General features: G+C 39.1%; 24 protein-coding genes, 2 tRNA genes and 1 pseudogene. 19 read left to right on the plus strand and 8 right to left on the minus strand.

Annotated features, from left to right (window positions below):
• Positions 1 to 787: 787 nt before the first annotated feature.
• A complete protein-coding gene (locus tag DW005_RS14210; protein WP_242989410.1) occupies positions 788 to 1,102 on the plus strand; it encodes a hypothetical protein in 315 nt (104 codons plus the stop codon).
• Between the two features lie 727 nt (positions 1,103 to 1,829).
• Here the strand turns inward: DW005_RS14210 and DW005_RS09215 are convergent.
• Positions 1,830 to 2,213: a zinc-ribbon domain-containing protein gene (locus tag DW005_RS09215; RefSeq protein ID WP_117479068.1), complete on the minus strand. Its 384-nt coding sequence runs from the start codon at positions 2,211 to 2,213 to the stop codon at positions 1,830 to 1,832.
• Positions 2,214 to 2,289: 76 nt separating this feature from the next.
• Complete coding sequence (locus DW005_RS09220) at positions 2,290 to 2,679, minus strand: type IIL restriction-modification enzyme MmeI (RefSeq protein WP_117479069.1); 390 nt, start codon at positions 2,677 to 2,679, stop codon at positions 2,290 to 2,292.
• Positions 2,680 to 3,064: 385 nt separating this feature from the next.
• Between DW005_RS09220 and DW005_RS09225 the strand changes: the two genes are divergently transcribed.
• Positions 3,065 to 5,305 carry a family 43 glycosylhydrolase gene (locus DW005_RS09225; RefSeq protein WP_117479070.1) on the plus strand — a complete coding sequence of 747 codons (2,241 nt, stop codon included), beginning with the start codon at positions 3,065 to 3,067 and terminating at the stop codon, positions 5,303 to 5,305.
• Between the two features lie 630 nt (positions 5,306 to 5,935).
• Here DW005_RS09225 and DW005_RS09235 read toward each other — a convergent pair.
• Positions 5,936 to 6,017: transfer RNA gene (locus tag DW005_RS09235), tRNA-Leu, on the minus strand.
• A gap of 34 nt (positions 6,018 to 6,051) precedes the next feature.
• Here DW005_RS09235 and DW005_RS09240 point away from each other — a divergent pair.
• The 5 genes from DW005_RS09240 to DW005_RS09260 all read left to right on the plus strand — a co-directional run bounded on the left by DW005_RS09240 (position 6,052) and on the right by DW005_RS09260 (position 13,515).
• The gene (locus DW005_RS09240; protein ID WP_022376629.1) at positions 6,052 to 6,267 is read left to right on the plus strand and encodes a hypothetical protein; all 216 of its coding nucleotides are present in this window, start codon (positions 6,052 to 6,054) and stop codon (positions 6,265 to 6,267) included.
• Positions 6,268 to 6,270: 3 nt separating this feature from the next.
• Entirely contained in the window at positions 6,271 to 8,070 is a 1,800-nt protein-coding gene (locus DW005_RS09245; RefSeq protein ID WP_117479071.1) for an O-antigen ligase family protein, read from the plus strand.
• 130 nt (positions 8,071 to 8,200) lie between these two features.
• The gene (gene clpB, locus DW005_RS09250; RefSeq protein ID WP_117479072.1) at positions 8,201 to 10,786 is read left to right on the plus strand and encodes an ATP-dependent chaperone ClpB; all 2,586 of its coding nucleotides are present in this window, start codon (positions 8,201 to 8,203) and stop codon (positions 10,784 to 10,786) included.
• 196 nt (positions 10,787 to 10,982) lie between these two features.
• Positions 10,983 to 12,014, plus strand: coding sequence for a hypothetical protein (locus tag DW005_RS09255; RefSeq protein WP_117479073.1), 1,032 nt, complete (start codon positions 10,983 to 10,985; stop codon positions 12,012 to 12,014).
• A gap of 16 nt (positions 12,015 to 12,030) precedes the next feature.
• A complete protein-coding gene (locus tag DW005_RS09260) occupies positions 12,031 to 13,515 on the plus strand; it encodes an RNA polymerase sigma factor (protein ID WP_181975007.1) in 1,485 nt (494 codons plus the stop codon).
• Positions 13,516 to 13,792: 277 nt separating this feature from the next.
• Here the strand turns inward: DW005_RS09260 and DW005_RS09265 are convergent.
• A pseudogene (locus tag DW005_RS09265) lies at positions 13,793 to 14,317 on the minus strand (manganese catalase family protein); the annotation flags it as partial.
• A 191-nt stretch (positions 14,318 to 14,508) separates the two neighbouring features.
• On the opposite strand from DW005_RS09265, the gene DW005_RS09270 reads away from it, so the two are divergent.
• Complete coding sequence (locus DW005_RS09270; RefSeq protein WP_242989416.1) at positions 14,509 to 15,384, plus strand: Abi family protein; 876 nt, start codon at positions 14,509 to 14,511, stop codon at positions 15,382 to 15,384.
• 91 nt (positions 15,385 to 15,475) lie between these two features.
• Here DW005_RS09270 and DW005_RS09275 read toward each other — a convergent pair whose 3' ends face one another.
• The 4 genes from DW005_RS09275 to DW005_RS09295 form a co-directional block, all read right to left on the minus strand.
• A complete protein-coding gene (locus DW005_RS09275; RefSeq protein WP_117479077.1) occupies positions 15,476 to 16,969 on the minus strand; it encodes a recombinase family protein in 1,494 nt (497 codons plus the stop codon).
• Between the two features lie 534 nt (positions 16,970 to 17,503).
• On the minus strand, positions 17,504 to 18,430 hold the full coding sequence (locus DW005_RS09280; RefSeq protein ID WP_117479078.1) for an Abi family protein: 927 nt from the start codon (positions 18,428 to 18,430) through the stop codon (positions 17,504 to 17,506).
• 26 nt (positions 18,431 to 18,456) lie between these two features.
• Positions 18,457 to 19,083, minus strand: a complete 627-nt coding sequence (locus tag DW005_RS09285) for a S24 family peptidase (protein WP_117479079.1) — start codon at positions 19,081 to 19,083, stop codon at positions 18,457 to 18,459.
• Between the two features lie 277 nt (positions 19,084 to 19,360).
• Positions 19,361 to 19,741: a helix-turn-helix transcriptional regulator gene (locus tag DW005_RS09295; protein ID WP_117479081.1), complete on the minus strand. Its 381-nt coding sequence runs from the start codon at positions 19,739 to 19,741 to the stop codon at positions 19,361 to 19,363.
• A gap of 194 nt (positions 19,742 to 19,935) precedes the next feature.
• Between DW005_RS09295 and DW005_RS09300 the strand changes: the two genes are divergently transcribed.
• The 11 genes from DW005_RS09300 to DW005_RS09340 all read left to right on the plus strand — a co-directional run bounded on the left by DW005_RS09300 (position 19,936) and on the right by DW005_RS09340 (position 24,170).
• Positions 19,936 to 20,250, plus strand: coding sequence for a hypothetical protein (locus DW005_RS09300; protein ID WP_117479082.1), 315 nt, complete (start codon positions 19,936 to 19,938; stop codon positions 20,248 to 20,250).
• 141 nt (positions 20,251 to 20,391) lie between these two features.
• On the plus strand, positions 20,392 to 20,628 hold the full coding sequence (locus tag DW005_RS09305; RefSeq protein ID WP_242989412.1) for a helix-turn-helix transcriptional regulator: 237 nt from the start codon (positions 20,392 to 20,394) through the stop codon (positions 20,626 to 20,628).
• 31 nt (positions 20,629 to 20,659) lie between these two features.
• The gene (locus tag DW005_RS09310) at positions 20,660 to 20,968 is read left to right on the plus strand and encodes a hypothetical protein (protein ID WP_117479083.1); all 309 of its coding nucleotides are present in this window, start codon (positions 20,660 to 20,662) and stop codon (positions 20,966 to 20,968) included.
• Positions 20,969 to 21,144: 176 nt separating this feature from the next.
• Positions 21,145 to 21,309 (plus strand): hypothetical protein, encoded by a 165-nt coding sequence (locus DW005_RS13830; protein WP_181975008.1) that lies wholly within the window; start codon positions 21,145 to 21,147, stop codon positions 21,307 to 21,309.
• A 143-nt stretch (positions 21,310 to 21,452) separates the two neighbouring features.
• Positions 21,453 to 21,525: transfer RNA gene (locus DW005_RS09315), tRNA-Ile, on the plus strand.
• Positions 21,526 to 21,558: 33 nt separating this feature from the next.
• Positions 21,559 to 21,732: a hypothetical protein gene (locus DW005_RS13835; RefSeq protein ID WP_181975009.1), complete on the plus strand. Its 174-nt coding sequence runs from the start codon at positions 21,559 to 21,561 to the stop codon at positions 21,730 to 21,732.
• Positions 21,723 to 21,986 carry a hypothetical protein gene (locus DW005_RS09320; RefSeq protein ID WP_117479084.1) on the plus strand — a complete coding sequence of 88 codons (264 nt, stop codon included), beginning with the start codon at positions 21,723 to 21,725 and terminating at the stop codon, positions 21,984 to 21,986. The genes DW005_RS13835 and DW005_RS09320 overlap by 10 nt, the downstream gene beginning before the upstream one ends.
• Before the next feature lie 288 nt (positions 21,987 to 22,274).
• Positions 22,275 to 23,015 carry a hypothetical protein gene (locus DW005_RS09325; protein WP_022377208.1) on the plus strand — a complete coding sequence of 247 codons (741 nt, stop codon included), beginning with the start codon at positions 22,275 to 22,277 and terminating at the stop codon, positions 23,013 to 23,015.
• Positions 23,012 to 23,428 (plus strand): hypothetical protein, encoded by a 417-nt coding sequence (locus tag DW005_RS09330; RefSeq protein ID WP_022377209.1) that lies wholly within the window; start codon positions 23,012 to 23,014, stop codon positions 23,426 to 23,428. The genes DW005_RS09325 and DW005_RS09330 overlap by 4 nt, the downstream gene beginning before the upstream one ends.
• A gap of 12 nt (positions 23,429 to 23,440) precedes the next feature.
• Entirely contained in the window at positions 23,441 to 23,743 is a 303-nt protein-coding gene (locus tag DW005_RS09335; protein ID WP_117479085.1) for a hypothetical protein, read from the plus strand.
• 157 nt (positions 23,744 to 23,900) lie between these two features.
• Positions 23,901 to 24,170 carry a hypothetical protein gene (locus DW005_RS09340; RefSeq protein WP_117479086.1) on the plus strand — a complete coding sequence of 90 codons (270 nt, stop codon included), beginning with the start codon at positions 23,901 to 23,903 and terminating at the stop codon, positions 24,168 to 24,170.
• Position 24,171 lies beyond the last annotated feature (1 nt).

Below are 24,171 nucleotides of genomic sequence, written 5' to 3' on the forward strand. Positions count from 1 at the left end.
AGCAGCCATCAAACTGCTACGCCTAAAAAGTCTAACATTTGGGGGTCACATCAGAAATAAGATTAGCGTTGTGTGTGTGCATTATTGCAGTTTCTATAACTGGTTCCAGCAATTTTTTATCTCATCGGACGTATAGAAATTTTCACGAAAAGATTTCTTTTTTTAATCTACAAAAATCAATTTATCAACTTTGTCTGGTGTATTACAATGAATAATGTCAATAGTAACAGTATAGTTTGGCATTTGAATAAAAAACAGTATGGTTTTGAAAATAAGATATGTAGTAACAAGGAATAAAAGAATTTATTCAATGATTGTTGTTTGGGAGGACGTGTGCTATAATATATTTGCCAAAAGTACCCATGACAGGGTGGTAGACTCCTAAGTTTATGTACACCGGCTTGCTGGAATACATAGCACGGACCGTAGCAGGGCGAAGACGGTGGCGCTTATGACAGCTTTTGAAATCATTTCAATTTTCATCGGTATACTAACATTGTTATGTGCCTTTGGTAGTCTTGTTATAGCGTTGCTTTGCCTTTCTCAACAAGAGAAAGACAAAGCGAAAATAAAAATGCCTATCCTGCCTGACCCACAGGATGGGTGGTGTCCGTAAGGGCATTTAACCTTTGTGGGAGCATCCACTTTGGAGTGGGTGCTTTCCAATATAGTTATAATATCACTGGTAAGGAAATATATCAAGTATTTTTTTGATAGAACATATAATTTCACATAAAAGAGAATTGTGATGTGTGACAATGGATAATTTTAGAAAGTGGTGTGCTATATGAAAAATGAAACAAGTAAACGGCTGCAAGACAATTTTGATAAAGACAATAAGCTGAAAAGCGAATTAAATTATGGTATTGCGGACATGGAGGCTGGGAGAGAACTTCCATTGGATGAAGCCATGGAAAAAATAACTGAGTTAAGAAATGTTTTTAGGGGGCTGGAGAAAATAGAGAAACTTGACGAAGCCACGTTAGAATTATATTCTTTACTTGGTCAGGGATATACGGCGATGCAAGAAGGTCGAGAAAGTTCCATCGATGAAGTGAAGGCACAAATTCGGAAAAGGAGAGAACAACGTGTCCATCGTTAAGTTTGCAAAACAACGCTTTTTACCAAATTGTCTAAAAGAGGTTGCAATTTTAGCTTGTTTTACAGCTTTTTTGTGGTAAATCAATGTGTCTAAACAACTCTTTTCGGTATGCTAGGGCTTTAACGTTGCATTTGGACGCGAAAGATTAAGAAGGAATGCAACGCTTTTGGCTTGGAAATATGATTAGCGTTGCATGGGTGCATTATTGCAGTTTCTATAACTGGTTCCAGAAATTTTTTGTCTCATCGGACGTATAGGGATTTTCGCAAAAACATTCATTTCCTAATCTGCAAAAATTGGTTTATCAATTTTGTCTGCTATATTACAACGAATACTGTCAATAGTAACAGTATAGCTTGGTATTTGAATTAAAAAACAGAATGGTTTTGGAAATAAGATATGTAGTAACAAGGAATAAAAGAAGTTATTTAATAGTTGTTATTCAACTTGACACGTGTTAAAATATATTTACGGAAAGTACCCATGACAGGGTGGTAGCCTCCCAAGTTTATGTACACCGGCTTGCCTTTCTCGATAAGAGAAATAGGAACAAGCAAAAATAAAAATGCCTATCCTGTCTGACCCACAGGATAGGCAGTGTCCATAAGGACAATATTGCTATAAACTTGGAGCATCCACTTTGGAATGGGTGCTTTCTTTGTATAATCATAATAACACTCTTGTAGAAAGAATGCAAGTGGGGTTTGATAAAAAATATTCTGCAAATTCAGTCTAAATTATTAACATTTTTCGAATTAGTCTTCTTACATTTTGGACATGCATATCTTCCCCGAACACGTTGATTTATCCCTGCCAACCATGAGCAATTGCAATGATTACATTTCCGTCCATGATTTCGTTTTGTTATAGATGCTTTATACAGATGTTCTTTTGGGCAAATCCAATTTGCCTTTTTTGAACTGTTTGGACTGATTTTACTAGGCTTAATGTCGTTAAGTTCAAAATCCCATTCAATCATTAAATCTGGTCGTTTAGTTGCTATAACCTTATTCGTGATTTTCTCACATGATAACTCATTATCTGTTGCATCCAGCATGGCTCCTGCACCTAAAAGAAATGTTAATAATTCTTTATTCACAGATGCGTTCATTTTTGCTTTCTACCTTCCGTCATCGCCTGACACATCTTCATAAGTTCAGCCACACACTCGCTCTCTGTCATTGTTTTCACATTAAACCCATATGCTTGCATGACAACTCTGTCATTATTCCAAAATCATACAAGGTAGCATTCGGCATAAGAAGATTTGAATCTCCACAAATCACATCTGGTGACATAAATCCTAAAGGTATGTATCTGCGATTCTGCGATGAATGTCTTGGAATAATGATATATGTATCCTCCGGTTGTCGAACTTCCCCAAATAGCATCGGATATTCAGCAAGTTTTTTAGTAGCTTCACGATTACTATTTTCACGAAGCAATTTCACTTTCAAGACCGCATCCATAACTGGTGGAACTTTTTTGACTTCGTTAGGTGAAATATCCTTTAACCAAAGACAATACCTTTCTTTATTATGTAAGAATTCTTTTGCTCCAATAAATGGTTTAAACATGCTTCTTGCAAGAGGATATTTCTTAACTATTTCTTCTTTGTTTTCAAAAGTAAAATTCCTCCATCATTCGGCATACTCCCAAAAACTACATTCGAAACACTACTAATGGTTTTTTTCTATTTTCGATAAAAATATCGGGTGCTTCTATCAAATATGCGTTAATATTGTCTACAAAGGTACTGAAAAGAGGTAACAGAAGAAGAAAAGGCGAAGGACGGAAGTTCTTCAACCACAGGAATGTTACCTGTGGATTTTTTTTGTTATAAAGGAAAACAGATACTAGAAAATTCAATTTAAGTACCAAATATATCATAGAATAATCTTACAGATAGGGCTATAATTAAAATATTATTTTAGTCAATTTACAATTTAGAAGGAGGTAATTATGCAAATAGCAAGTAGAAAAGTAATCGCAGGCCTTATGGTTTTGGCTCTTTGTATCACAACACTATCCAGCGCCGGAAGTGATGTAGAAGCAAAGGCTAAGGCTTCTCTTAAGACCAAGAAGATTTTTGTTAAGGTTGGAAAGAAAAAGAGTATATTGATCAAGAATAAAACTAAGAAATATTCTTATTCTTTTACCAGCAGTAACAAACAAGTGGCAAAAGTAACATCAAAAGGGAAGGTTACCGGAATAAAAGCTGGAAAAGCGACTATAACAGTAAAAGAAGTTTTGAAAAAAGGTAAAAAGAAAAAAGGTAAAAAGAAGAAAAGAACATTGGGAAAGGTTAAAGTTACGGTAACTGGCATGAAAAAGAAGAATGTAGCAACGCCAACACCGGAAACGGTAAACAAGGCAACACCTACAGCAACACCTACAGCGACACCGTCTGCAACAGCACCGGTTGAGCCGACAGCATCAGCAACGCCAGCCGCATCGGAGCCGGCAACACCAACACCGATCGTAACGAGATCTCCTGCACCACGTCCAACATTGGCGCCTGGTATGCCGGAATTAGATAAGAACAATCTTACTGTAGCGGACTATCCGGGTATTGCATCCGATGTGCCGGATCTGGATATAATTCGTGTTGGTCAGAGCTACTACATGGTAAGTACAACGATGAACCTTGTTCCTGGTGTCCCTGTTATGAAGTCGACAGATCTTGTTCATTGGGAAATTGTAAACTATGCATGTAACCGTTTCCCGAACAGGGATTTATTTAATCTTGAGAACGGACAGCAGACATATAAGAATGGTTCCTGGGCAGCATCATTAAAATACAATGAAAAAACAAAACTTTTCTATGTAATCTACAATGTTAACAATGATGGTTTTTATTGTTACACGACACCGGATATCGAGAATGGTACGTGGAAAGCATATTACATACAGACAAGTTTCCATGACCCGGCATTGATCTTTGACGGTGACGGAATGTATGTTATCTACAATGGAAATAACATTCAGAAGATTTCTTTAAAAGAATCATCGGCAGAAGGTGGAATTGGAAAAGTTGTAAAAGAAGGCGGTTCAAGAGCACTGTTTAATAAGACATTGGGCGGATTCAAGTGGTCTTTATGGGAAGGTGCTCATGCTTATAAGATTGGTGATTACTATTACCTTATGATCATTGGTTCTTATGGAAGCTGGTTCCGTAGAGAAGTATGCTATAGAAGTAAAAAATTGTATGATAGTAAGGCGTCAGACTGGGAAGCTCAATTGATCTTTGAAGGCTCTACATATGAGTATGGAACCGGTATCGCACAGGGTGGTATTGTGGACACGATCTATGGTGACTGGTATGGATTCCTTTTCCAGGATCATGATGGTCTTGGTCGTGTTCCGTCTATACTTGCTGTAAACTGGGATTATGTTGATACAAAGAATAACAAGTATTATCCAGACTGGCCGATGATGGGTTACTATGATGATAAAGGAAACTTTGTAAATTGTCTTGGAACAAGCCAGAAGGTTAAGAATCCACTTACTATCCAGTTGAATAAGAGTGATAAGGAAAATTACATTGTTGGTGATGATGATTTCTCCTATCCGGATTTTAAGGAAGGTGACAGCCTAAAGAAAGTATGGCAGTGGAACCATAATCCGGATGACGCCAACTGGTCAGTAACAGAAAATCCTGGTTATTATCGAATTAAAAACGGTAAGGTAGCAGGGAATATCTGGTTTGCAAGAAACTCTCTGACACAAAGAACGGTAGGGCCTAACTTTACATCAGAGACATGCGTTTTGACAGAAAATATGAAACCGGGTGATTATGCAGGTCTTGCTGCAATCAGTGCACACTATGGAATGGTTGGTGTAAAATGCGATGAAAATGGTAACCGTTACGTATTCCAGGGCTGCAATAGTGATACGAATAGTGGTGCAAAGGCGAAGAAAGAGGATAAGATAAAAGAAAATGCTGTTTCTAAAGAAAAGATCGAAGGAAACGCACCAGTATATCTTAAGATTGAGTATGCCTTTAATACAGGCAAGACAAGAGCAGATAGAGCAAACTTCTTCTATAGTTTAGATGGAGAGAATTGGAAGAGCATAGGCGAAACATTCTCACTTGGATTTGATACTGCGACAACATTTATGGGAACAAGAAGCTGGCTTGTAAATTATGCAACAAAAGAAGCTGGTGGATATGTTGATTTTGATTATTACAAAGTAAAATAAAATGATACCATTTCTGCCGGCAAGATTGTCTTGCCGGCAGTTTTTTTATTGTGCGCCTTGCGGCGCACGTTTCTAATGGGTGAAAGTCCCTAATCCGCCCTAGTAGTGGGAAGGATACAGCCAAAGACAAGGGTGTCCATCGTGAGGTGGAATCTGAAGGAAGTCGGATGGCAAATCTCTGGTCTGACGAACAGAAATCACATCAGGCTATAGTTAAGGATAAGGTTGCAATACAAACTAAAGTCCAATAGCTACTCGGAATTAACTATGGTAAATGTGGCAGATAGGTGGAGAGAAAGAAACGTGTGGTGCCAAGGCAGATTCATTTGAATTTCCACCTTTCCAGAAAGCAGAAATCAGATAGATTTATACGAGAATCGTAAAAAATGAAAATTTGTTAGAATTTTGGTTAGAACAAACGGAATTTTTGCAGTTTTTCAGAAAGAAAAAGGCTGAAAAACACTCATAAAATAGAATGTTTTCAGCCTTTGAAGCGAAGTGCATACAAGCGTTTCTCTGAAACGCTTGTCCCACGGCTATCGCCGTATATACGCGGATTGTGATGCGTCTGCCTGCGAGCAAGCTCGCGTCAGCCGCCCACACCCCGCTATGCACTTCTCTTAGCTATCGTGCGGATAACAGGACTTGAACCTGCACGGGATTCCCCACTAGAACCTAAATCTAGCGCGTCTGCCAATTCCGCCATATCCGCAAACAAGTGAAATTATAACAGACAGGAGGTAGACTTGTCAAATTTATTCGTGCAAAATGGGAAAGATAGTGTTATACTTATTACAAATGATGTTGGAAATAAAGAGAGAAAGGACGATGAGAGTATGGGAGCATTAGTAGCACTTGGTGTATTTACGGCGATTGCCATTGTAGCAGTGATTGTTGTGGTTGCTGCGGTAGCTGCGATTGTGGCAGGCGTTACGGATTCGACCAAAGAAGAAGAGGTATAAAGGATGGAACAGTCAAAGAAAACTTCATTTGATTTTTATATGCTGCCACTGGTTCTTGCCGTGGCAGTTGTTCCCTTATTGACAATGATGACTTCGTATTCATCGGGAATTGGGAAATATACATGGGCGTCCGGCGGTTCATTTGTTGATTTTTTTCTTGGCTTTAAGCGGGGGGCACTGATTCTTTTAGGAGCTGTGATTATTATTTTGTTTTGTGCTGCGCAGTGGATGCGGGTGCAGGCAAAAGCGGTGTGGACGACTAAAAATCAGAAAATTGTTTTGATTTTACTGGCAGTATTTTGGGGTGTTACCGCAATATCGGCATTGCTTGCGGATGAAAAAATAGATGCGTTATTCGGTGGATTTGAGCAAATGGAAGGGATACTTGTGGTGACTGCTTATGTTGCTCTTTTTTGTCTTGCTTATTTTCTTTTATCGAGTGAAAATAAAATTCAAGTGATTGTACATGCGCTATTAATTGGGTCGCTGATTCTTTCTGTTTTAGGGGCGTTACAGGCTTTTGGTGTGGATTATCTGGCAAATGATGTCACAACGCCTTTTTTTACCATGTTTATGCATGCGCTGCCTAAGAAGTTTAATGGAATTACGGCAAGTTTTGGAAAAGGGGTTTCTTATGCAACACTTTACAATCCTAATTATGTTGGGTCCTATGTGGCACTTGTGCTTCCGCTTACCATTTATGAGGCGGTACAGGATGAAAAAAACAGATATAAAATTGTGGCGGCGGCATCCGCTGTGTGCCAGCTTATTATGCTAAAGGGTTCCGGTTCGCTTGCCGGGATGGTTGGTGTAGGTGCGGCAGTATGCGTGGCGGTGTTGTTTTTGTTTTCGGATATCCATAAAAATAGGAAGATTCTTTGTGGCGTATTTGTTGTGGCAGTCGGACTTGTAGCTTTGTTTTTGTGGAAAAATCCGACATTCTTTCGCTCTGTCATAAAGGGAAATGGAGAGCCGTGCAGCAGCCATATTTCTTCTATGATTTCAGATGGCACGAGTGTGAAAATTACATTGCATTCAGGGAAAATGATTACGCTTCGGTGGGATGCCGATGCAACGGTTTACGAATTTGAGGCTTTGAATGAGAATGGAAAAAAGATTGAAATGACAGGCGATTCCTTCAGTGGTGTTAAGTTAAAAGGGGATGCGTATCAGGGACTTTTGTTTGAGGCGACTAAGCGTCAAATTACGTATCAGGAGCAGAAAACTTATTTTGATGTATTGCGTCTTACGGTGGATGATAAATATTCGTGGGATTTTGCTATGCTTGGTGTGGGGCTGCGTTACATTAACGGAGTTGGGAAGCCGGATATGCTTCACTATGTGGAATCTTTTGGTATGGAAGGACATTATGATTTTGCGTCAAACCGTGGCTATATCTGGTCGCGCACATTTCCGCTGTTGAAGCGTGCATTACTTCTTGGTGTAGGTCAGGATAATTTTGCGTATGCATTTCCGAATGATGATTATGTAGGAAAAGTGAATTGTGGTTTCAATGAACAGATTGTTACAAAGCCACATAATATGTACTTGCAGATTTGGGTTCAGGATGGACTGCCTGCGCTGCTTGCATTTTTAGCGTTGTATCTGCTGCTTTTTGGCAGAACCATCCGTAAATGTTTCAAAAAAGGAAAATGGAATCATAGTCACAAAATTTCTTTGGCATTTCTGTGTGGAGTTAGCGGATATTTTGTGGCGGGGCTTGCCAATGACTCATCCATCTGCGTGGCACCGGTATTTTGGGTTTTGTTTGGGGTGGCGTTTGCTGTTTTACGCAGCGAATAAAAATTTTTGAAAAAAATTAGCACTCATCTCTTGACAGTGCTAACAGCGAGTGCTATATTATAACTGTGTTATAGATATGATAGAACATACAAGAGATTGTATTTCACTGAAACTGAAGGGAGTGAACGACATGAACATTAGTAAATTTACACAGAAATCAATGGAGATTGTAAATAATCTTGAAAAGACGGCATACGATTTTGGAAATCAGGAGCTGGCGCAGGAGCATTTGTTATACAATATGCTGACGGTCGATGACAGCTTGATTGTCAGTCTGTTAAAGAAGATGGACATTGACCCGGTCGTTTTCCAGGCGCAGGTGGAAGGCTTGATTAATAAACGGCCAAAAGTAGAAGGCGGTCAGATTTACGTTGGCAATGATTTGAATAAAGTTCTGATTTATGCCGAAAACGAAGCAAAGGCAATGGGTGATGAATACATTTCCGTGGAGCATTTGTTCTTAAGCATGCTTCGTAAAGCATCACCGGAGATAAAGAAGTTATTTAAGGAATTTAACATTGACAGGGAAAGATTTTTGCAGGCTCTTTCTCAGGTGCGTGGCAATCAGAAAGTGACAACGGATAATCCGGAGGCAGTTTACGAGAGTTTGTCTAAGTATGGAACGGATTTGGTGGAGCAGGCAAAGGATCAGAAATTAGACCCGGTAATTGGACGAGATGAAGAAATCCGTAACATGATTCGTATTTTGTCGCGAAAGACGAAAAATAATCCCGTTCTGATTGGTGAACCGGGTGTTGGTAAAACTGCCGTAGTTGAGGGATTAGCACAGCGTATTGTGCGCGGCGATGTGCCGGAAGGTTTGAAAAATAAACAGGTATTTGCACTGGATATGGGTGCTTTGGTAGCCGGTGCGAAGTACCGCGGTGAGTTTGAGGAACGTCTGAAGGCAGTGCTTGAGGAAGTGAAGGAAAGCGATGGACAGATTATTTTGTTTATCGACGAACTTCATACAATTGTCGGTGCCGGAAAGACAGATGGTGCAATGGATGCCGGCAACTTGTTAAAGCCAATGCTGGCACGTGGTGAACTGCACTGTATCGGTGCGACAACATTGGATGAGTACCGTATGTATATTGAAAAAGATGCAGCTTTGGAACGTCGTTTCCAGCCGGTAATGGTGGAAGAACCGACGGTAGAAGATACGATTTCAATTTTGCGTGGATTGAAAGACCGCTATGAAATTTTCCATGGAGTAAAAATTACCGATGGCGCACTTGTGACAGCGGCAACACTGGCAGACCGTTACATCACGGACCGTTTCCTGCCGGATAAGGCGATTGATTTGGTGGATGAGGCGTGTGCACTGATTAAGACAGAACTTGACTCGCTGCCGACGGAACTCGATGAGACCCAGCGAAAGATTATGCAGTTGCAGATTGAGGAAGCGGCGCTGAAAAAAGAAACTGATAACTTGAGTAAGGGACGTCTTACTGAACTGCAGAAAGAGTTAAGTGAACTACAGGAAGACTTTTCGGTTAAAAAGGCACGCTGGGACAATGAGAAAGCAGCCGTTGATAAAATTCATCAATTGAAAACGGAGATAGAAAATACGAATAATCAGATTGAGATGGCGAAAAACAGCGGTGATTTGGAGCGTGCATCGGAACTTGAATATGGCGAGCTGCCACGTTTGCAGCAATTGATGGACGAAGCGGAAAATGCGGCTAAAACAAGTGACCAGCAAATGGTACACGAAAGCGTTTCGGACGAAGAAATTGCTCAGATTATTTCCCGCTGGACAGGAATCCCGGTTGCTAAATTAACAGAGTCGGAGAGAAATAAGACACTGCATCTGGATGATGAACTTCATAAGAGAGTGATTGGACAGGATGATGGTGTGACAAAAGTGGCAGATGCGATTATTCGTTCTAAAGCAGGCATTAAAGACCCGACTAAGCCGATTGGTTCATTTCTCTTTATGGGACCTACCGGTGTTGGTAAAACCGAGCTGGCAAAGAGCCTTGCCGAGTGTTTGTTTGACAATGAAGCCAATATGGTTCGTATCGACATGAGTGAATATATGGAGAAATATTCCGTGTCCCGTCTGATTGGAGCGCCTCCGGGATATGTTGGTTATGAAGAGGGCGGACAGTTGACCGAGGCCGTGCGCCGCAGACCATATTCGGTTGTCCTTTTTGATGAAATTGAAAAGGCACATCCGGATGTGTTTAATGTTTTGCTGCAAGTGCTGGATGATGGTCGAATCACGGATTCACAGGGCCGTACGGTGGATTTCAAAAATACCATTTTGATTATGACGTCAAACCTTGGTGCAGAATTTTTGCTGGATGGCATTGATGAGAATGGAAACATTTCTTCTGAGGCAGAGGAACTTGTGATGTCGCAGTTGAAAAATCATTTCCGACCGGAGTTTTTGAACCGTCTGGATGAGATTGTTATGTTTAAGCCACTTTCAAAAAGCGATATCCGAGGCATCATTGATTTGCTTGTCAAGGATATTAACCGCAGAATTGAGGATAAAGAAATCTCTCTTACCGTTACAGATAAGGCGCTTGGTTATATTGTGGAAAAAGCATACGATCCGGTTTATGGTGCGAGACCGTTGAAGCGGTATTTGCAGAAAAATGTCGAAACTCTGCTGGCGAAGAAGATGCTTGCGGATGAAGTGGCAGTAGGAGATGTGCTTTCTCTGGATGTGGAAAACGATGCTTTAGTAATTCGTAAGGCGGGTTAAAACAAAATAATACTTCTTTTGGAAAAACTATGAGGAGATAGGGATATAATAAGTTCTTATTGAATTATAGTTTTTTCTTGTGTATATTCTTATTCGTGGGGAAAAATTGAATATTTAAATTTTTTTTCAAAAATATAAAACTTTTTTCAAACTTCACTTGTCTTATAGGTAAAAGACACAGAAAGGAAGGATGAAAATGAAAACGAAAATGAGAGGTTTTGTGGCTTTACTAATGGCTGCGATGATTATGGTGGGGATGATTCCGACGCGCAGCGAGGCAAAGAAGGTTACCTATTATAGGACTAAAAAGGTTTTCCTTCAGACAAAGGAAACCAAAATAGTAAAGACGACAAAGAAAATCAAAAAGGTTGTAGGCGTGAATCAGACACTGAAAGGTGTGGCAAAAGGAAAGAAAATTTCCAGTAAAAAAATCAAGTTTACGCCCGGAAAGGCCAGTGGCAATACGGGACTTGATGAAGAGGATATTATGGTAACGTATACGAATGGCAAAAAGCAGAAATTTATTGTAAAAACCGTAAATCAATATTTGGAGAAGATTGCCAAAAAACTTCGTCCGCTTGTGAAGAACCCGGATGAAGGACTTCGGATTATTGCCCATGAATATGAACAGTGTTATCAAACAGGAAAAAAGGATTATTTTGAAAATTTAAAAAGCAATCCGCGCGCATATAAGAACATGCTGAAGCGTACGGCAAATAAGAAATATACTTATGAATGGACTGCGTCAGAAAACTTTGGTGGCGAGTGTACCGTGGATGACATTATTAAAAAGGCGACGAAGTCACAGAAAATTGCCCTTATTTTGGAAACGTACTGCGACATGAACATGAAGTATAATAAAGATTCAAAGGGCAGACCGGTTCATGGCGAAAGCGGTGTGAAAAACCGATATAAGGCAATTTATCAGGGAACTTATAAAGGGGTCTGCGGGGAATCGTCCGAACGCTTGTATGAAATTTGCGAAGTGATTGGCGTTAAAGCAGGATTGGCGAGCAATCCAAAGGAGAACCATGAATGGCTTTGCATCGCCGCTGTTGACAAAAACGGCAAAAAATACTGGCAGGGGGTTCCGGCAAGCTCTTACGCAAGATGTTTATTGTGGAAAACAAAAGTGGGAACCGATGGATTTGATTGGGAAGTAAGCCCAAAAAGTTATGGAAAAGATATCTTTAATGTAGTAATTCGAAGAACATATGCAGAAGAGTAAGGAGGAAATGAGAAAAATGGAACAGTATGCAGAAGCGGTGGCAAGTGCGCTGGCAGGAAATCAGGAAGGATATGACTTTTTATATCAGAGTACCTATCAGAAAAAGTTTTTCATTGCGAAAAAATATATGGGAAATGACATGGATGCGCAGGATGTTTTACAGGATGCCTATGTGCAGGCATTTACAAAATTAAATACCTTGCAGGACTATCAGAAATTTCCGAATTGGTTTGGAATGATTGTTGCAAATACGGCGAAAAATGCGCTTCAGAAAAAGAAAATGCTGTTCTTCTCCGACCTAGAAGGTGTAAATGAAGAAGGTGAAGCAATGGAATTAAATATTATGGATACCGATGCGAGCCGCCAGCCGGAAATTGCTTACACAGAAAAAGAAACGCAGGAAATGGTTCATGAAATGTTAGATACACTGCCGGATGACCAGAGAATGTGTATTTTGATGTTTCATTTTGAGGGTGCGAGTATTCGTGAAATTGCGGAGGCAATGGAATGTTCGGAAAATACCGTGAAATCCCGTTTGAATTATGGGCGCAAGGCAATTAAAAAGAAATCCGAGGAATTGCAGAAAAAAGGCTGCAAACTCTACAGTATGGCACCACTTCCGCTTCTTCTTTTCCTGCTTCGCAAAGAAGAGGAGGCATTTTTACAAAACGCTGGCTTTGTGATTCCATCGGCTGCGTCGGTAATGAATCAGGGAGCAAAGATTGCAAAACAAGCTTCCAAAGGTTTTTTAAAGACTGTTGCAGGAAAAGTTACGATGACAGTTGCCGGTTTGGCTGCAATTGGTAGTATAGGAACCGGTATTTTTCTTGGAGCCAATGCGCGGCAGGAAAAACGGACGGCACCGACGCCAGCTCCGGAGCAGCAAGTCCAAGCAACTGCCACAGAGACTCCGACAGCGACACCGGAACCGACACAGACGCCGGTTCCGATAGCGGATAGATGGCGGGATGCCTATCGGAAAATACTAAGTAAGAAATTGAAAGTGAAGGGCTATACCGAAAACGGAAAAACAGGATATGTATCCGATTACAGCTATTTTCTTTATGATGTAAATGGTGACAACATTCCGGAACTGATTGTAACGTGTTTAGGAATTGATTTTGGAACCGGAAAGTATGGCTATCTTGCCCGTTTTTATTCTTACTCCGAAGAAAAGGGTGCATATGTGGCGGGGGAGGTAGACGAGTTGACGGCACGGACTGAATTTTATTACCGGCCGGGAAAAAAAGGTTTGATTATCGAAAGCGGTATTGTGAATATGGGTGAAATACCGGCACAATATGAGGGCGATATGACTGCCTGTGCGATAAAAAACGGTAAGCTTGTCACAAAAGAAAAATCGTACACGTGTGATGCGGAGGAGACAAATAAAGATAAGTACCGTCCAAAAGGAATAAAGACGATTTCATCGGATTCGATAAAAAACAGAAACGATTTATCCGGACTTAAGGTGGCTTATGAAAAATATAAGGAGGCATAAAGATGAAAGAATAAAGGTGCTATTTATCAGTACCAATATGCAACCAGCAAAAAGTTCAAAAAGGCAAAATCCATCCGCAGTTCTTATTCGACTGCTACTACGATGAACAGGCTGGCGAAGAAAAAGAAATATTATGTAAGAGTTCGCGGGTATGTAACCAATAATGGTAAAAATTATTATGGTGCATGGAGCAAGGTAAAAACTATCCACACTGAAAACAAGAAGAGAAGGGCAGTTCACGAGTATGTGAGCTGCCCTTTTAGAAAAATGCAGGAATTTATTTGCAGAACTGTTTGTCGAAATCCGGGTTGTACGCATAGAAGTTTTTCTTGTTCAAATCATCCTGCAGCAGACGAAGGCTTTCACCAAAGCGCTGGTAGTGCACCAGTTCGCGTTCACGCAGGAAGCGAATCGGATCGCAGACATCCGGGTCTTTTACAAGACGCAGAATGTTGTCATAGGTCAGTCGAGCCTTCTGCTCTGCCGCCATATCTTCATGCATATCGGCAAGTGGGTCACCGGTTGACTGAATGCTGGTTGCGCTCCAAGGCTCACCGGATGCAGCCTGTGGCCAGATGCCGATGGTGTGGTCGATATAATAAGGGGCAAATCCCTGTTCTTCCAATTCTTTTGCGTTTAAGTTTTTCGTGAGCTGGTGAACAATGGCACAAATCATTTCCATGTGAGCGAGTTCTTCGGTGCCGATATCCGTAAGCACACCGGCTACTTTTCGGTTTGTGTTGGAATAGCGCTGGGAAAGGTAACGCATGGCAGCGCCTAATTCTCCATCGGGTCCACCGTATAGCTGAGAGTTATAAATGGTTAAATGTGGAATATAATATAAAGAATTAAATTGCACGATAATGCTTCATATGATATAATATCATACAGTTGTAAGACCGAGCTGTGATAGGTAGAATATATCAGGTGTTTGCAAGTATGGATAAAATGTCATATAGTTTTTGAACGATAGGAGATGCAAAATTGAAAAAGATGCTAAGTACAGATGAACTTATCTGTCATATGAAAGAAAAGGGAATACAGTTCAATATAGTAGATGAATCAGCTGCAAAAGACTTTCTGACATACAATAATTATTATATGAAACTGGCTGCGTTTAGAACAAATTATGAAAAAGTGGACAATAAATATTTAAACCTCGAATTTGCATATCTTCAGGAGTTATCGACAATTGATATGAGGTTAAGATATATAATTATAAATATGTGTTTGGATATAGAACATTATATTAAAGTTACGTTATTAAACAAAGTAAAAGATAAAGAGGATGGCTATCAATTGGTCAGGAAATTCGTTACGAAAAATGAAAGGGTTTTAAGAAATATATACAGACATAAGGCAAGTGAGTATTCTCACGGATTGATTGAGAATTATTATCCCTTTTTTCCTATATGGGTGTTTGTAGAATTGATATCGTTTGGGGACTTGACATATTTATGCGAATTTTATAAAAAAATGTATGGTGAAGAAATCATTGACAATAAATTTATGAATCAAGTGCGGGATTTGAGAAACGCATCGGCTCATAGTAATTGTTTAACAAATAAATTGCAGGAAAAAATTACTGGTGCGCCAGATAAGAGAATTTTAGACTTTGTTAAACAACTTGATTGCGTAGGAAGATCATCTCTTTTAAATAACATGTCAAGGAGTTTTATGTATAATTTTGTGGTCCTTTTGTATGTATATGATAGAGCTGTTACTAGCGATGGAGTAAAGAAAAATAGATATAGAGAGCTAAATGAGTTGGTGAATGTTAGGATGCTGAAAAACAAGACATACTTTGAAAAAAATAATGTAATTAAAACACAGTACAAATTCATAAAAAAAGTTGTTGACAAATTATAAAAAAATGCATATACTATTAGTATCATTGAAAAGCAGATGGCTTTTATAAGGAGTGTCCATAGCAATATGGCACTCCTTAATTTTCGTTTTTTTATTCTTCAAACTTATAATAAAAACTATATTCATCCTTCTCCTTATCATATTCCATATAGTCTAAAATGGCTGCAAGTGCGGTATGCTTTTCCAACGTACTGAGCGTATCGTCCTTTAGTTTCAAGATGATTTCCCTAATATCCACGTGGAACTCTTCGGTTGTCGTGATAACGGCAGCAGTTTCAAGTGTCGCAAGTTTTTCCTTGATGGACTTTACTTCGGCATCTATCAGTTCCCGGTTTTCCCGGTATTCCTCTTTGGTATCGATACCGTCAAGGTATGCTTCTTTTGCACGTTGTTTCCGGATGGCAAGTTTATCAAGCAACTGTTCATATTGTGCAGCATCGTTACCAGACGGTTCTTCGACCTTTTCCACTGTGTAGGTAATGTCGCTGTGGCCGTGGTCGACAAACTCCTGCAGGGAATTTAGCAAAGCCTCCTCTGTTTTTGGTGCGCTTGCATTTACGTTTTCGGGGTGGATGCCTTTGGCGTACTTCCAGCAGCAAAAGTAAGGATAGGCACGGGGTAATTTCTTGCTGACACCTCTTTGGTAGCACATGGACGCTCCGCAGATTGGGCACCGAAATAATCCACCGGATAAATAATGCGGTAAAAGGGTTTTGCTTCGTCTGCGTCCGGTAGAACCGGGTGTGTATTTTTTTATCCGTTTGCTTATGATGTCCCATTCTTCGTTGGTGCAGAGTGGTTCGTGCTGGCCATCTGATACAATGACATCCTCGGGTGAATTTTCGTAATATCCACCGTGGCTTGAACGGTTCCAGCGGATTTTCCCGATGTAAAATGGGTTCCTTAAAATATAAATGACAACTCGTGCTTCAAAACGATTCCCCTGACGGGTGCGGTAGCCTTGGTCGTTAAGCGTACGTGCTATCGTTGTAGGATTGTATTCGTCCTGGATAAAATACTTTTTGATAAGACGATATATCTTTGCTTCTGGTTCGTATATTACGGGAACGGTATCGCCCTTTTCGCGCCGGTACCCTAGAGGCGGAGCACTTTGGTAGCCTCCCTTTTTTGCTTTTTCCTTCATGCCACGCTTTACTTCCCCGGACAATCGAATCGAGTAGTATTCATCCATCCATTCGATGATGCGCTCAATTAAGGGCGCAAATGGTCCATCTGGCAAAGGCTCACTGATTGATACTACCTGCACATTATTTTTGCGGAGGAGCGATTTGTAAACAATGCTTTCTTCTTGATTCCTAGCAAATCGAGAGAACTTCCATGCAAGGATGTAGTCCGGATGATCCTTTTCTTTTGCGAGGGCAATCATATTCTGAAAGGCGGTTCGGTTTTCTGCTTTCTTTCCGGAAATGCCGTTATCCTGAAACCATTGTGTAATCAGAATATTGTGCTGCTTCGCCCATTTTTGGAGTTCGTGTTTTTGTGCTTCCGGGGAAATTTCCTCTTGCATGTGAGTAGAAACTCGTATGTATCCGAACGCTGTTTTCAAAGATTCATTTTGGTTCATAGAATCACCCTTTCTTAAAAAAGGGTATAAAAATACCCTGGTATTTGCAATTTACTACCAGAGCTGATATAATATGATTGCTTTTGTGGTTATATCAGCAATGGTATATCCATTTCCCTCCTGTTGGCGCAGGGGGGATTTTTTATATTTTTACAAAAAAAGCCCCACAAATGTGAGGCTTTTAATGAATACTGCTCGTAAAGAGCTTTGTCTCTTATAGTGCCGGTAAACGGCTTTGTTTGTATTCATTGTATCCTCGGTATATGCAAATGTCAAATAATTTGTACGGTTTTACAAAATTATGCATATAAAAATAGTTATTTAGTATATTGTCAAGTAGTTTCAATATATATAATTATAAAAGAGGAACCAGCGAACTGATTCCTCTTAAAATACGTCCTTGGACCCGTAGGTTACCAAGGAACTATCAACTATAGTATATGCTAATTAATGATTAATTAGTATATACATACTAACAGACATAGTAGTGTCTGTCAAGAGAAATCTTTTTGCAAATTTATTGTGTAAATTTTTTTACAAATCCTTTAGTCGTCGCCAGTTTTGAGGTAACCCCATACAGTTTCGTACTTTCGATAGCGGAATAGTGTGGAGTTGTTTTGCTAAATGTTCGTATAGGCAACTAAAAGCGTCAAAAAAGCATGTATAATCTTTTTTGGGCAATAATGCTTTAAGAGTAACCATAACGGAAAAGTAATTGTTGCGGTTGGAGTTAATGCAATTATATCTAAAGTAATTAAAATAACAATTATTATAAAGATGTGTATATGATAAGTAATTATATAATAATTCATCATGTGCACATCGATTTCTAATGGAAGAAAGGAAAAAAAGGTAGTTTGCAAGTTCCTGTGGGCGTACTCCATACTTCACTCTCTTTGCAATTTCGTTTTGGTCTTTTTGTTTTAAATTGCTGAAAAATTTACTTGTATCAGCAAATGACATTGTATTTACCAATACCCAAAGAGGAATGTATTTTTTGTCATGCACATAATGTGAAATGGAATCCTCTTTATCAATGTTTGAATAAATTTTCCCATATAAACTTTTGAGTAAAGATGTTGTTTGCTTAAATGCAGTAGCATTATTACATTCAAAATTTTTATAGCATAAATAGTCCTTGTGACCGTGTTTTTTTGAAAAACAGTATGCAGTTTTTGTCTTTATGCTTTTTTCAATAATCAATATGTATTCAAGCGTTAGTATTCTGAGTTTACGGTCAAATTCTGAAAGAGCATATAACTCTTCAAAACAAGTACCGTGCAAAAAATGTTCTGCACTACTGTTGGTATCTAAAAACAGATTTTTGTAGCCATTAATTAAGTTGTAATAATTTGTATCAAGCAACACCTTTTTGGCAAAGCGTCTGTTTTTGATTATCACACCTCTTCCTCGTAATATACCAATTTGTGTGCGAATAGAACTAAAATTCTTTTCTTCCATTATCAGTATCCTTTCTTGATTATATCTCAGTACTTCTGTCTGTTTTCAATTACCTTACCGATTACTTTGACCGGCTTTTCCAATATTTCATCATTCGTAAAATATAACGGCTCGTAAGCTGGATTAGTTGGCATAAGTCGAATTCCATCTTCGTATTTTAATAATCGTTTGATAGTTGCATTATCGCCATTGACCATAACAATGGCAATTTCACCACTTTCTACATCGTCTTGTTTCCTGACAATTACAATATCACCTTCGCGAATACGTGGTTCCATTGATGAGCCTTTTACTTGTAGAGCAAAGTATTCACCTTTGGCAGCAGTGGCGGCATCTATTTCTTCGTAATCTATAATATCCTGTATTGCTTCAATTGGAATACCGGCAGGGACGGAACCGAGAACGGGAATGGTTGCTGGTTTTATTTTCGATTCTGATTTGTCCTCTATCAAATCGGAACGGCGTATTCCAAAATATTTAGTTAGAGCGTCTACCTTATCCATTCGGGGGAGTCTTGTTCCGTTGCACCAAGTAGAAACAGCTGACTTATTAAAACCAAGGTCATTGATGAGGTCTACTTGTGTCTTGTTATTTAAACTCATGTATTTTCTGAGATTTTTGGAAAAGATTCTTTTGTATTCATCTTCTGCCATATTATCACCTCCTAGGTTATCTTGTTAATAGAATATCACCTCATATGAGCGTAAACCTCAATCATATCAGCGGAAGCACAATTATCAAAATCGTGTTCTTCAATATGTTGTAGTGCATGAGCATAGGCTTCTAGATGTGTCTCGTGCGAATGGTTTACATTCAATACGATAGTATAAGACATATCTGGATTCATAGTAACAAATTCTTTGATATGATTTGGCAGTTTTAAGAAAAGTACCTGCACATCGTCCCGCATTTTAATAATATCATCTCCCATTATTTTCTAAACTTATCTAACATTTTTGCAACAAATTCGATATCCTCTTTACTAATATTGCGTGAAGCGTCAAACAAAACTTTGTATTCAGGATTTTTGTGAAGAAAGTCAGCAGCTTCTCTTGCGTCTTCGTCGAGGTAGTAGGTTGGCTGCTTTTCGTCTTCATGATTTTCAACAAGATCGGATTTTGAAATGCCAAAATAGTTTGCCATTAGTTCTATTTTATCAATTCTAGGATATGTTTTTGCATTAACCCAATCACAAAAAGTCGTATATTTTACGCCAAGTGCTTTACACATATCTGAACGAGATTTATTGTAACGTGTCATGTAGTATTTTATATTTCTTGACATAATCTCCTTATTACCCAATTCTGTCATAGTAATCACCTCACTAATATAAAATTATCCAGGACTCCTCCCGCTGCGCGGGTCCCTCCTCATAATAAAATGTATGGTAATTATACGATATAACCGTAATAAAATCAAGTATTATGTAAAAAAATACGGTAAAATCATTTGACATCAGGTAATTAGTCATATATACTTTAAAATGATGAAGGGAGATTGAAATTATGACAAAATCATTTATTAATGGGGTAATGACTGTTGTTTTGGTATTATTTTCAATAGTAAAAGGTCTTTTACCAATAATTACGGTCTTTGACTATTTCATTGATTCTATAGTTTTATTTGGAGTAGTAGTTGTTGTTTATTATATATTGTCTGAGATGTTCCCGGTTATATTTGGAACAATAGGGTTAGTGTTATGGATTGATGGTGCGGTTATTTGTGTTATGAATTATAATTTGTGGTACAATATTGTATATTTTTTGTTTTTTGTATTGACGGCATATCAGTTTGTTAATGCTTTGCGACAACGTGATTAAAAAAAGACAATTGTAAACGAGTATTATAGGTAAGCAGGCCTTGTGGGTCTGTTTTTTTTGTAAAAAAATGAAAAAATTACGGATAAACCGTTGACAATACGGTTTATCCGTAGTATAGTAAACGCAAGGAGGTGATAAAAGATGGAAGAAATGATGTCAAAATACACTTTGAAAACAGCAAGAGAATTAAATGGTTTAAAACAGAAAGATGCGGCAAAGTTGCTTGGAATAAGCGTAGATACATTAAGAAATTATGAAAGAGGAAAATCATATCCAGATATTCCTATATTAAAGAAAATTGAAAAATTGTACAAACTTCCGTATTCAAGAATTATTTTTTTGCCATTAGATTACGACAAAACCGTAAATATTATATAACTATTATTGCGCGGTAAGAAAGGAGACTCCAATGAAAAGAAAATCGAATGAAAGAGAAATAAAAATACCAGTAAATACCATGGCAGATGAAGTGATAAGTCATTTAGGATTTGTGCGAACTTCAAAAAGAGTAATGCCTGAGCCAACAAAAGAGGAAGCAGACAAAATGGCAGAGGTGCTACATTGGTTCTATCGAAATCACAGGGAGGAGATAGATATAATGGTAAGGATGCAAACGGCAAAAGAGAATAAAAGAGATATGGTTCTGGCAGTAGTTGTTTTGGGACTTATATGTGTTGCAATCATTGCGTTAGCTATATATCTTAGATTTTTTATATAAGTTTCCCAAAACAACAGAGGTAATACTCTAGGGTCCAAAATAAAGAAGCCTGCTGCAGTTCGTGAATATGGCTGAGTACCATCTGCATTTCGTTGGACCCTAAAGTATTACCTCGGCAGAACGATGATAACACAAAATAAATAAGAAGCATACATTAAATTGAGGTGATGAGGTCAATGAAAATAAATAATTATGTGAAAATCCGTGGTACTTATGTGCCTACATCGAGCCTTACGAAAGAGGAGTGGCTGGAGGTATCCGGTACCATATTGGACCGTTTCGCCGGGAAACTGGGATATAAACGGGAGGAAAAAGTGGGCGCTGATTTGGTAGGAAGCTAATCCGGTTCGAGCCCGGCAGTGCCATTTCGCCCATTCGGCGGGCGAACTCAAGACAAGTGACCTTTCCGGTGATTAGGTGGTCCGTAAATGTGAAATCTGCCGGAGTAGCGGACAAGCTGTCACGTACCCAGCACCGCTACTAAGGAATGTTAGCTCAATGGTCAGAGCACCCGGCTCATAACCGGACGGTTCAGGGTTCAAGTCCCTGACATTCCACTAATGCGCATTACAAAGATGGAGGTGAGAAAGGTGAAAAAACAAAAGAGCATTATATGCTTCATTACAATTATCGCCCTGGTTATATGTATTATGACTGCGTGTGCGGTAAGAGATTTACATATACAGGAAACCGTATTGTTTTTGGTTTCTGCTGTATGGGTAGCATTGTTTACGGTTGCTAATTGGAAGAAATTATGGAAGTGAGGAATTTGAGTATGTTTGAAAATCTTTTACAAAAAGTGATGGAACTGAATGAAATGCCGGGAGTGGATGTTTACTTATGTGTCAATGGAGAGACACAGGTAATGGCATTGTCGGTAATGCAAAATAAGACTCTTGTATATCAAAACAGATTCTTTTTTTCGAGACTGGATAACAAGGTAAAGGAAGTAACGGAGCATTTGGAAAAAATGCTGGAGGTAGCAGGATGTGGAAAGAATATTACACCGACGGTGTGACGAAGCGGACGGATTCGCTTTATATATGTTCCTGTTCTTGTGGTAAGTGTTATTGGAGCTGCACTTATCAAAAACAGTGCTCTGAATGTGGACGGGACCTAATATCATGTGAACCGGCAAGTAAAAAAAGAACGGCCAAATAAATGACCGCTCAAAGTTGTACAGATACAACTAAAACACACTATTTAGTATATCATGTATGGCTTTGAAAAGCAAGAAAAACGGACAAGGAAGCCGTTTTTTCTAACTCGATAAGGGTATTATTTCTAGCGTAAAGGAAGATTGTTTATGCCATACATAGAGAAAGTGACAAGAGCAGGACGAACTGTTTTGTACGAGAGGAGTTACTCTTCACATATACATCCACCTGGTGCTACCCGGTCGGAAAAGATGAAGGACACCAAGGAATCACAGAAAAAAATAAATTTAAGAAAAGCCATTACGGAATTAACAATTCTAATGAATGCCAATTTCGTGCCTGGTGATTATCACATAACGCTGACTTATGAAAGAGATAAACGAGCAGAGACGGTGGAAGAGGCGAAGAGGGACAGAAAGATATTTCTTGACCGTTTGCGTCGGCGTATGAAAAAAGAAAAAGAGATATGCAAATACATAGTGGTAACGGAAGTTGGAGTTCGTGGTGCACTGCATCATCATATGGTGATGAATCAGGTGCCGGTAGAGTGGATTCGGCAAGCGTGGAAACATGGACGTATTGATATACGACCATTAGATGATACGGGGCAGTATTCGAAATTGGCAGAGTATTTTGCCAAATATACCATTCGCTTCAGAGAACTTGGAGGGAAAGGTCGAGCCTGGACAAGAAGCAAAAATCTTTTTCGGCCGGAGACAAAAAAGAAAATAGTAAAAAACAGAGGATATTTTCGGGAGGAGCCGGGTACAAGAAAAGGTTATTGGCTAGATAAGCGAACAGTGTGTTCGGGTATATCAGAACTGACCGGCTGGAACTTCCTACGATATATTCTGGTTAAGAATGATGGAAGGAGGGGGTCGCCATCATGAGAGTAGATATTTATATAACATCCCAGTTTACCGGGAGAGTAACGAGAGGACATGGAGTTTATGGAATTGTTCTTGTTACGGAAATAAATGGAAAAAAATATGCGAAAGCTCATATGGCAGGATGGAATGATATTTCATACCAAAAATTGAGTGCAAGGGCAGTAGTGGATGCCATACAGTGTATGAACACGTCCGCACAGGTAGTAATTCATTTGGACAATGCGTATGCCGAACATATGGCAAAAAAAGGAAGTGCTGATGGAAACGCATACAGTGAACTTTGGTCAACATTTTATAAAAAATCAAAAGAGATGGAACAAGTCAAAGTAGAACGGTGTTCAAAACATGAGTATACGGAGTATTTGCATCAGAGAATGAGAGAAAGACAGTATACAGTAATGGAGGACCGATAAGGAGGAATAAAGATGGCAAAGTCAATTATGCAGATGGATTGGGACACATGTTACTTGTGTGGAAGAAATCGGATAGCGGATCCATGTGGTTTGGAAGAACATCATGTGTTTGGTGGAGCAAATCGAAAGTTCTCGGAAAAGTATGGACTTAAAATTCATATTTGTGGAGAGCGTTGCCACAGAAACGGAAAGGATGCCGTTCATAAAAATAAAACGGTTGATATGGCAATCAAGGCAGCAGGGCAAAAGATATTTGAATCGGAATGTGGGTCCCATGATGATTTCATGAGGATTTTCGGAAAAAACTATATATGACACCTCTGGTTTGTTAAATATCACGGACAAGCAAGCCATGTTAAAACCTCCCGGTTATAAGCCGGGAGGATAAAGGAGAGCATGAATGAAAGAAGATATAAAAAGGGCAGTTATTGAGTTATTAAAAGATTTGATTCGATGGATAGGAGATGATTAAGTGAAGACGAATCACAAGGAACGCAAACAAAAAGAAGGAGTGCTTTTTCAACGCAATTTGCAACCACAACGTATGAATTTAACGGAAGGTGATGTGGTGTATGTGTATAAGCCGGCACCTTTGGGAGAAAGAGAAGATGGACGGGAAAAAAGAGTGCCGGTCCGAATCTTAAAGCTATATAGAAATCATGCCCTGTGCAAAGTTGGAAGTGTGCGTGAATCCTTCACGTATGCAGAAATTGCACAAGGAATGTTGGGAAAAAGTAATTAGT

This window comes from Clostridium sp. AF36-4, from assembly GCF_003435975.1.
In the GTDB taxonomy this organism is placed as follows: Bacteria; Bacillota; Clostridia; order Lachnospirales; family Lachnospiraceae; genus Eubacterium_F.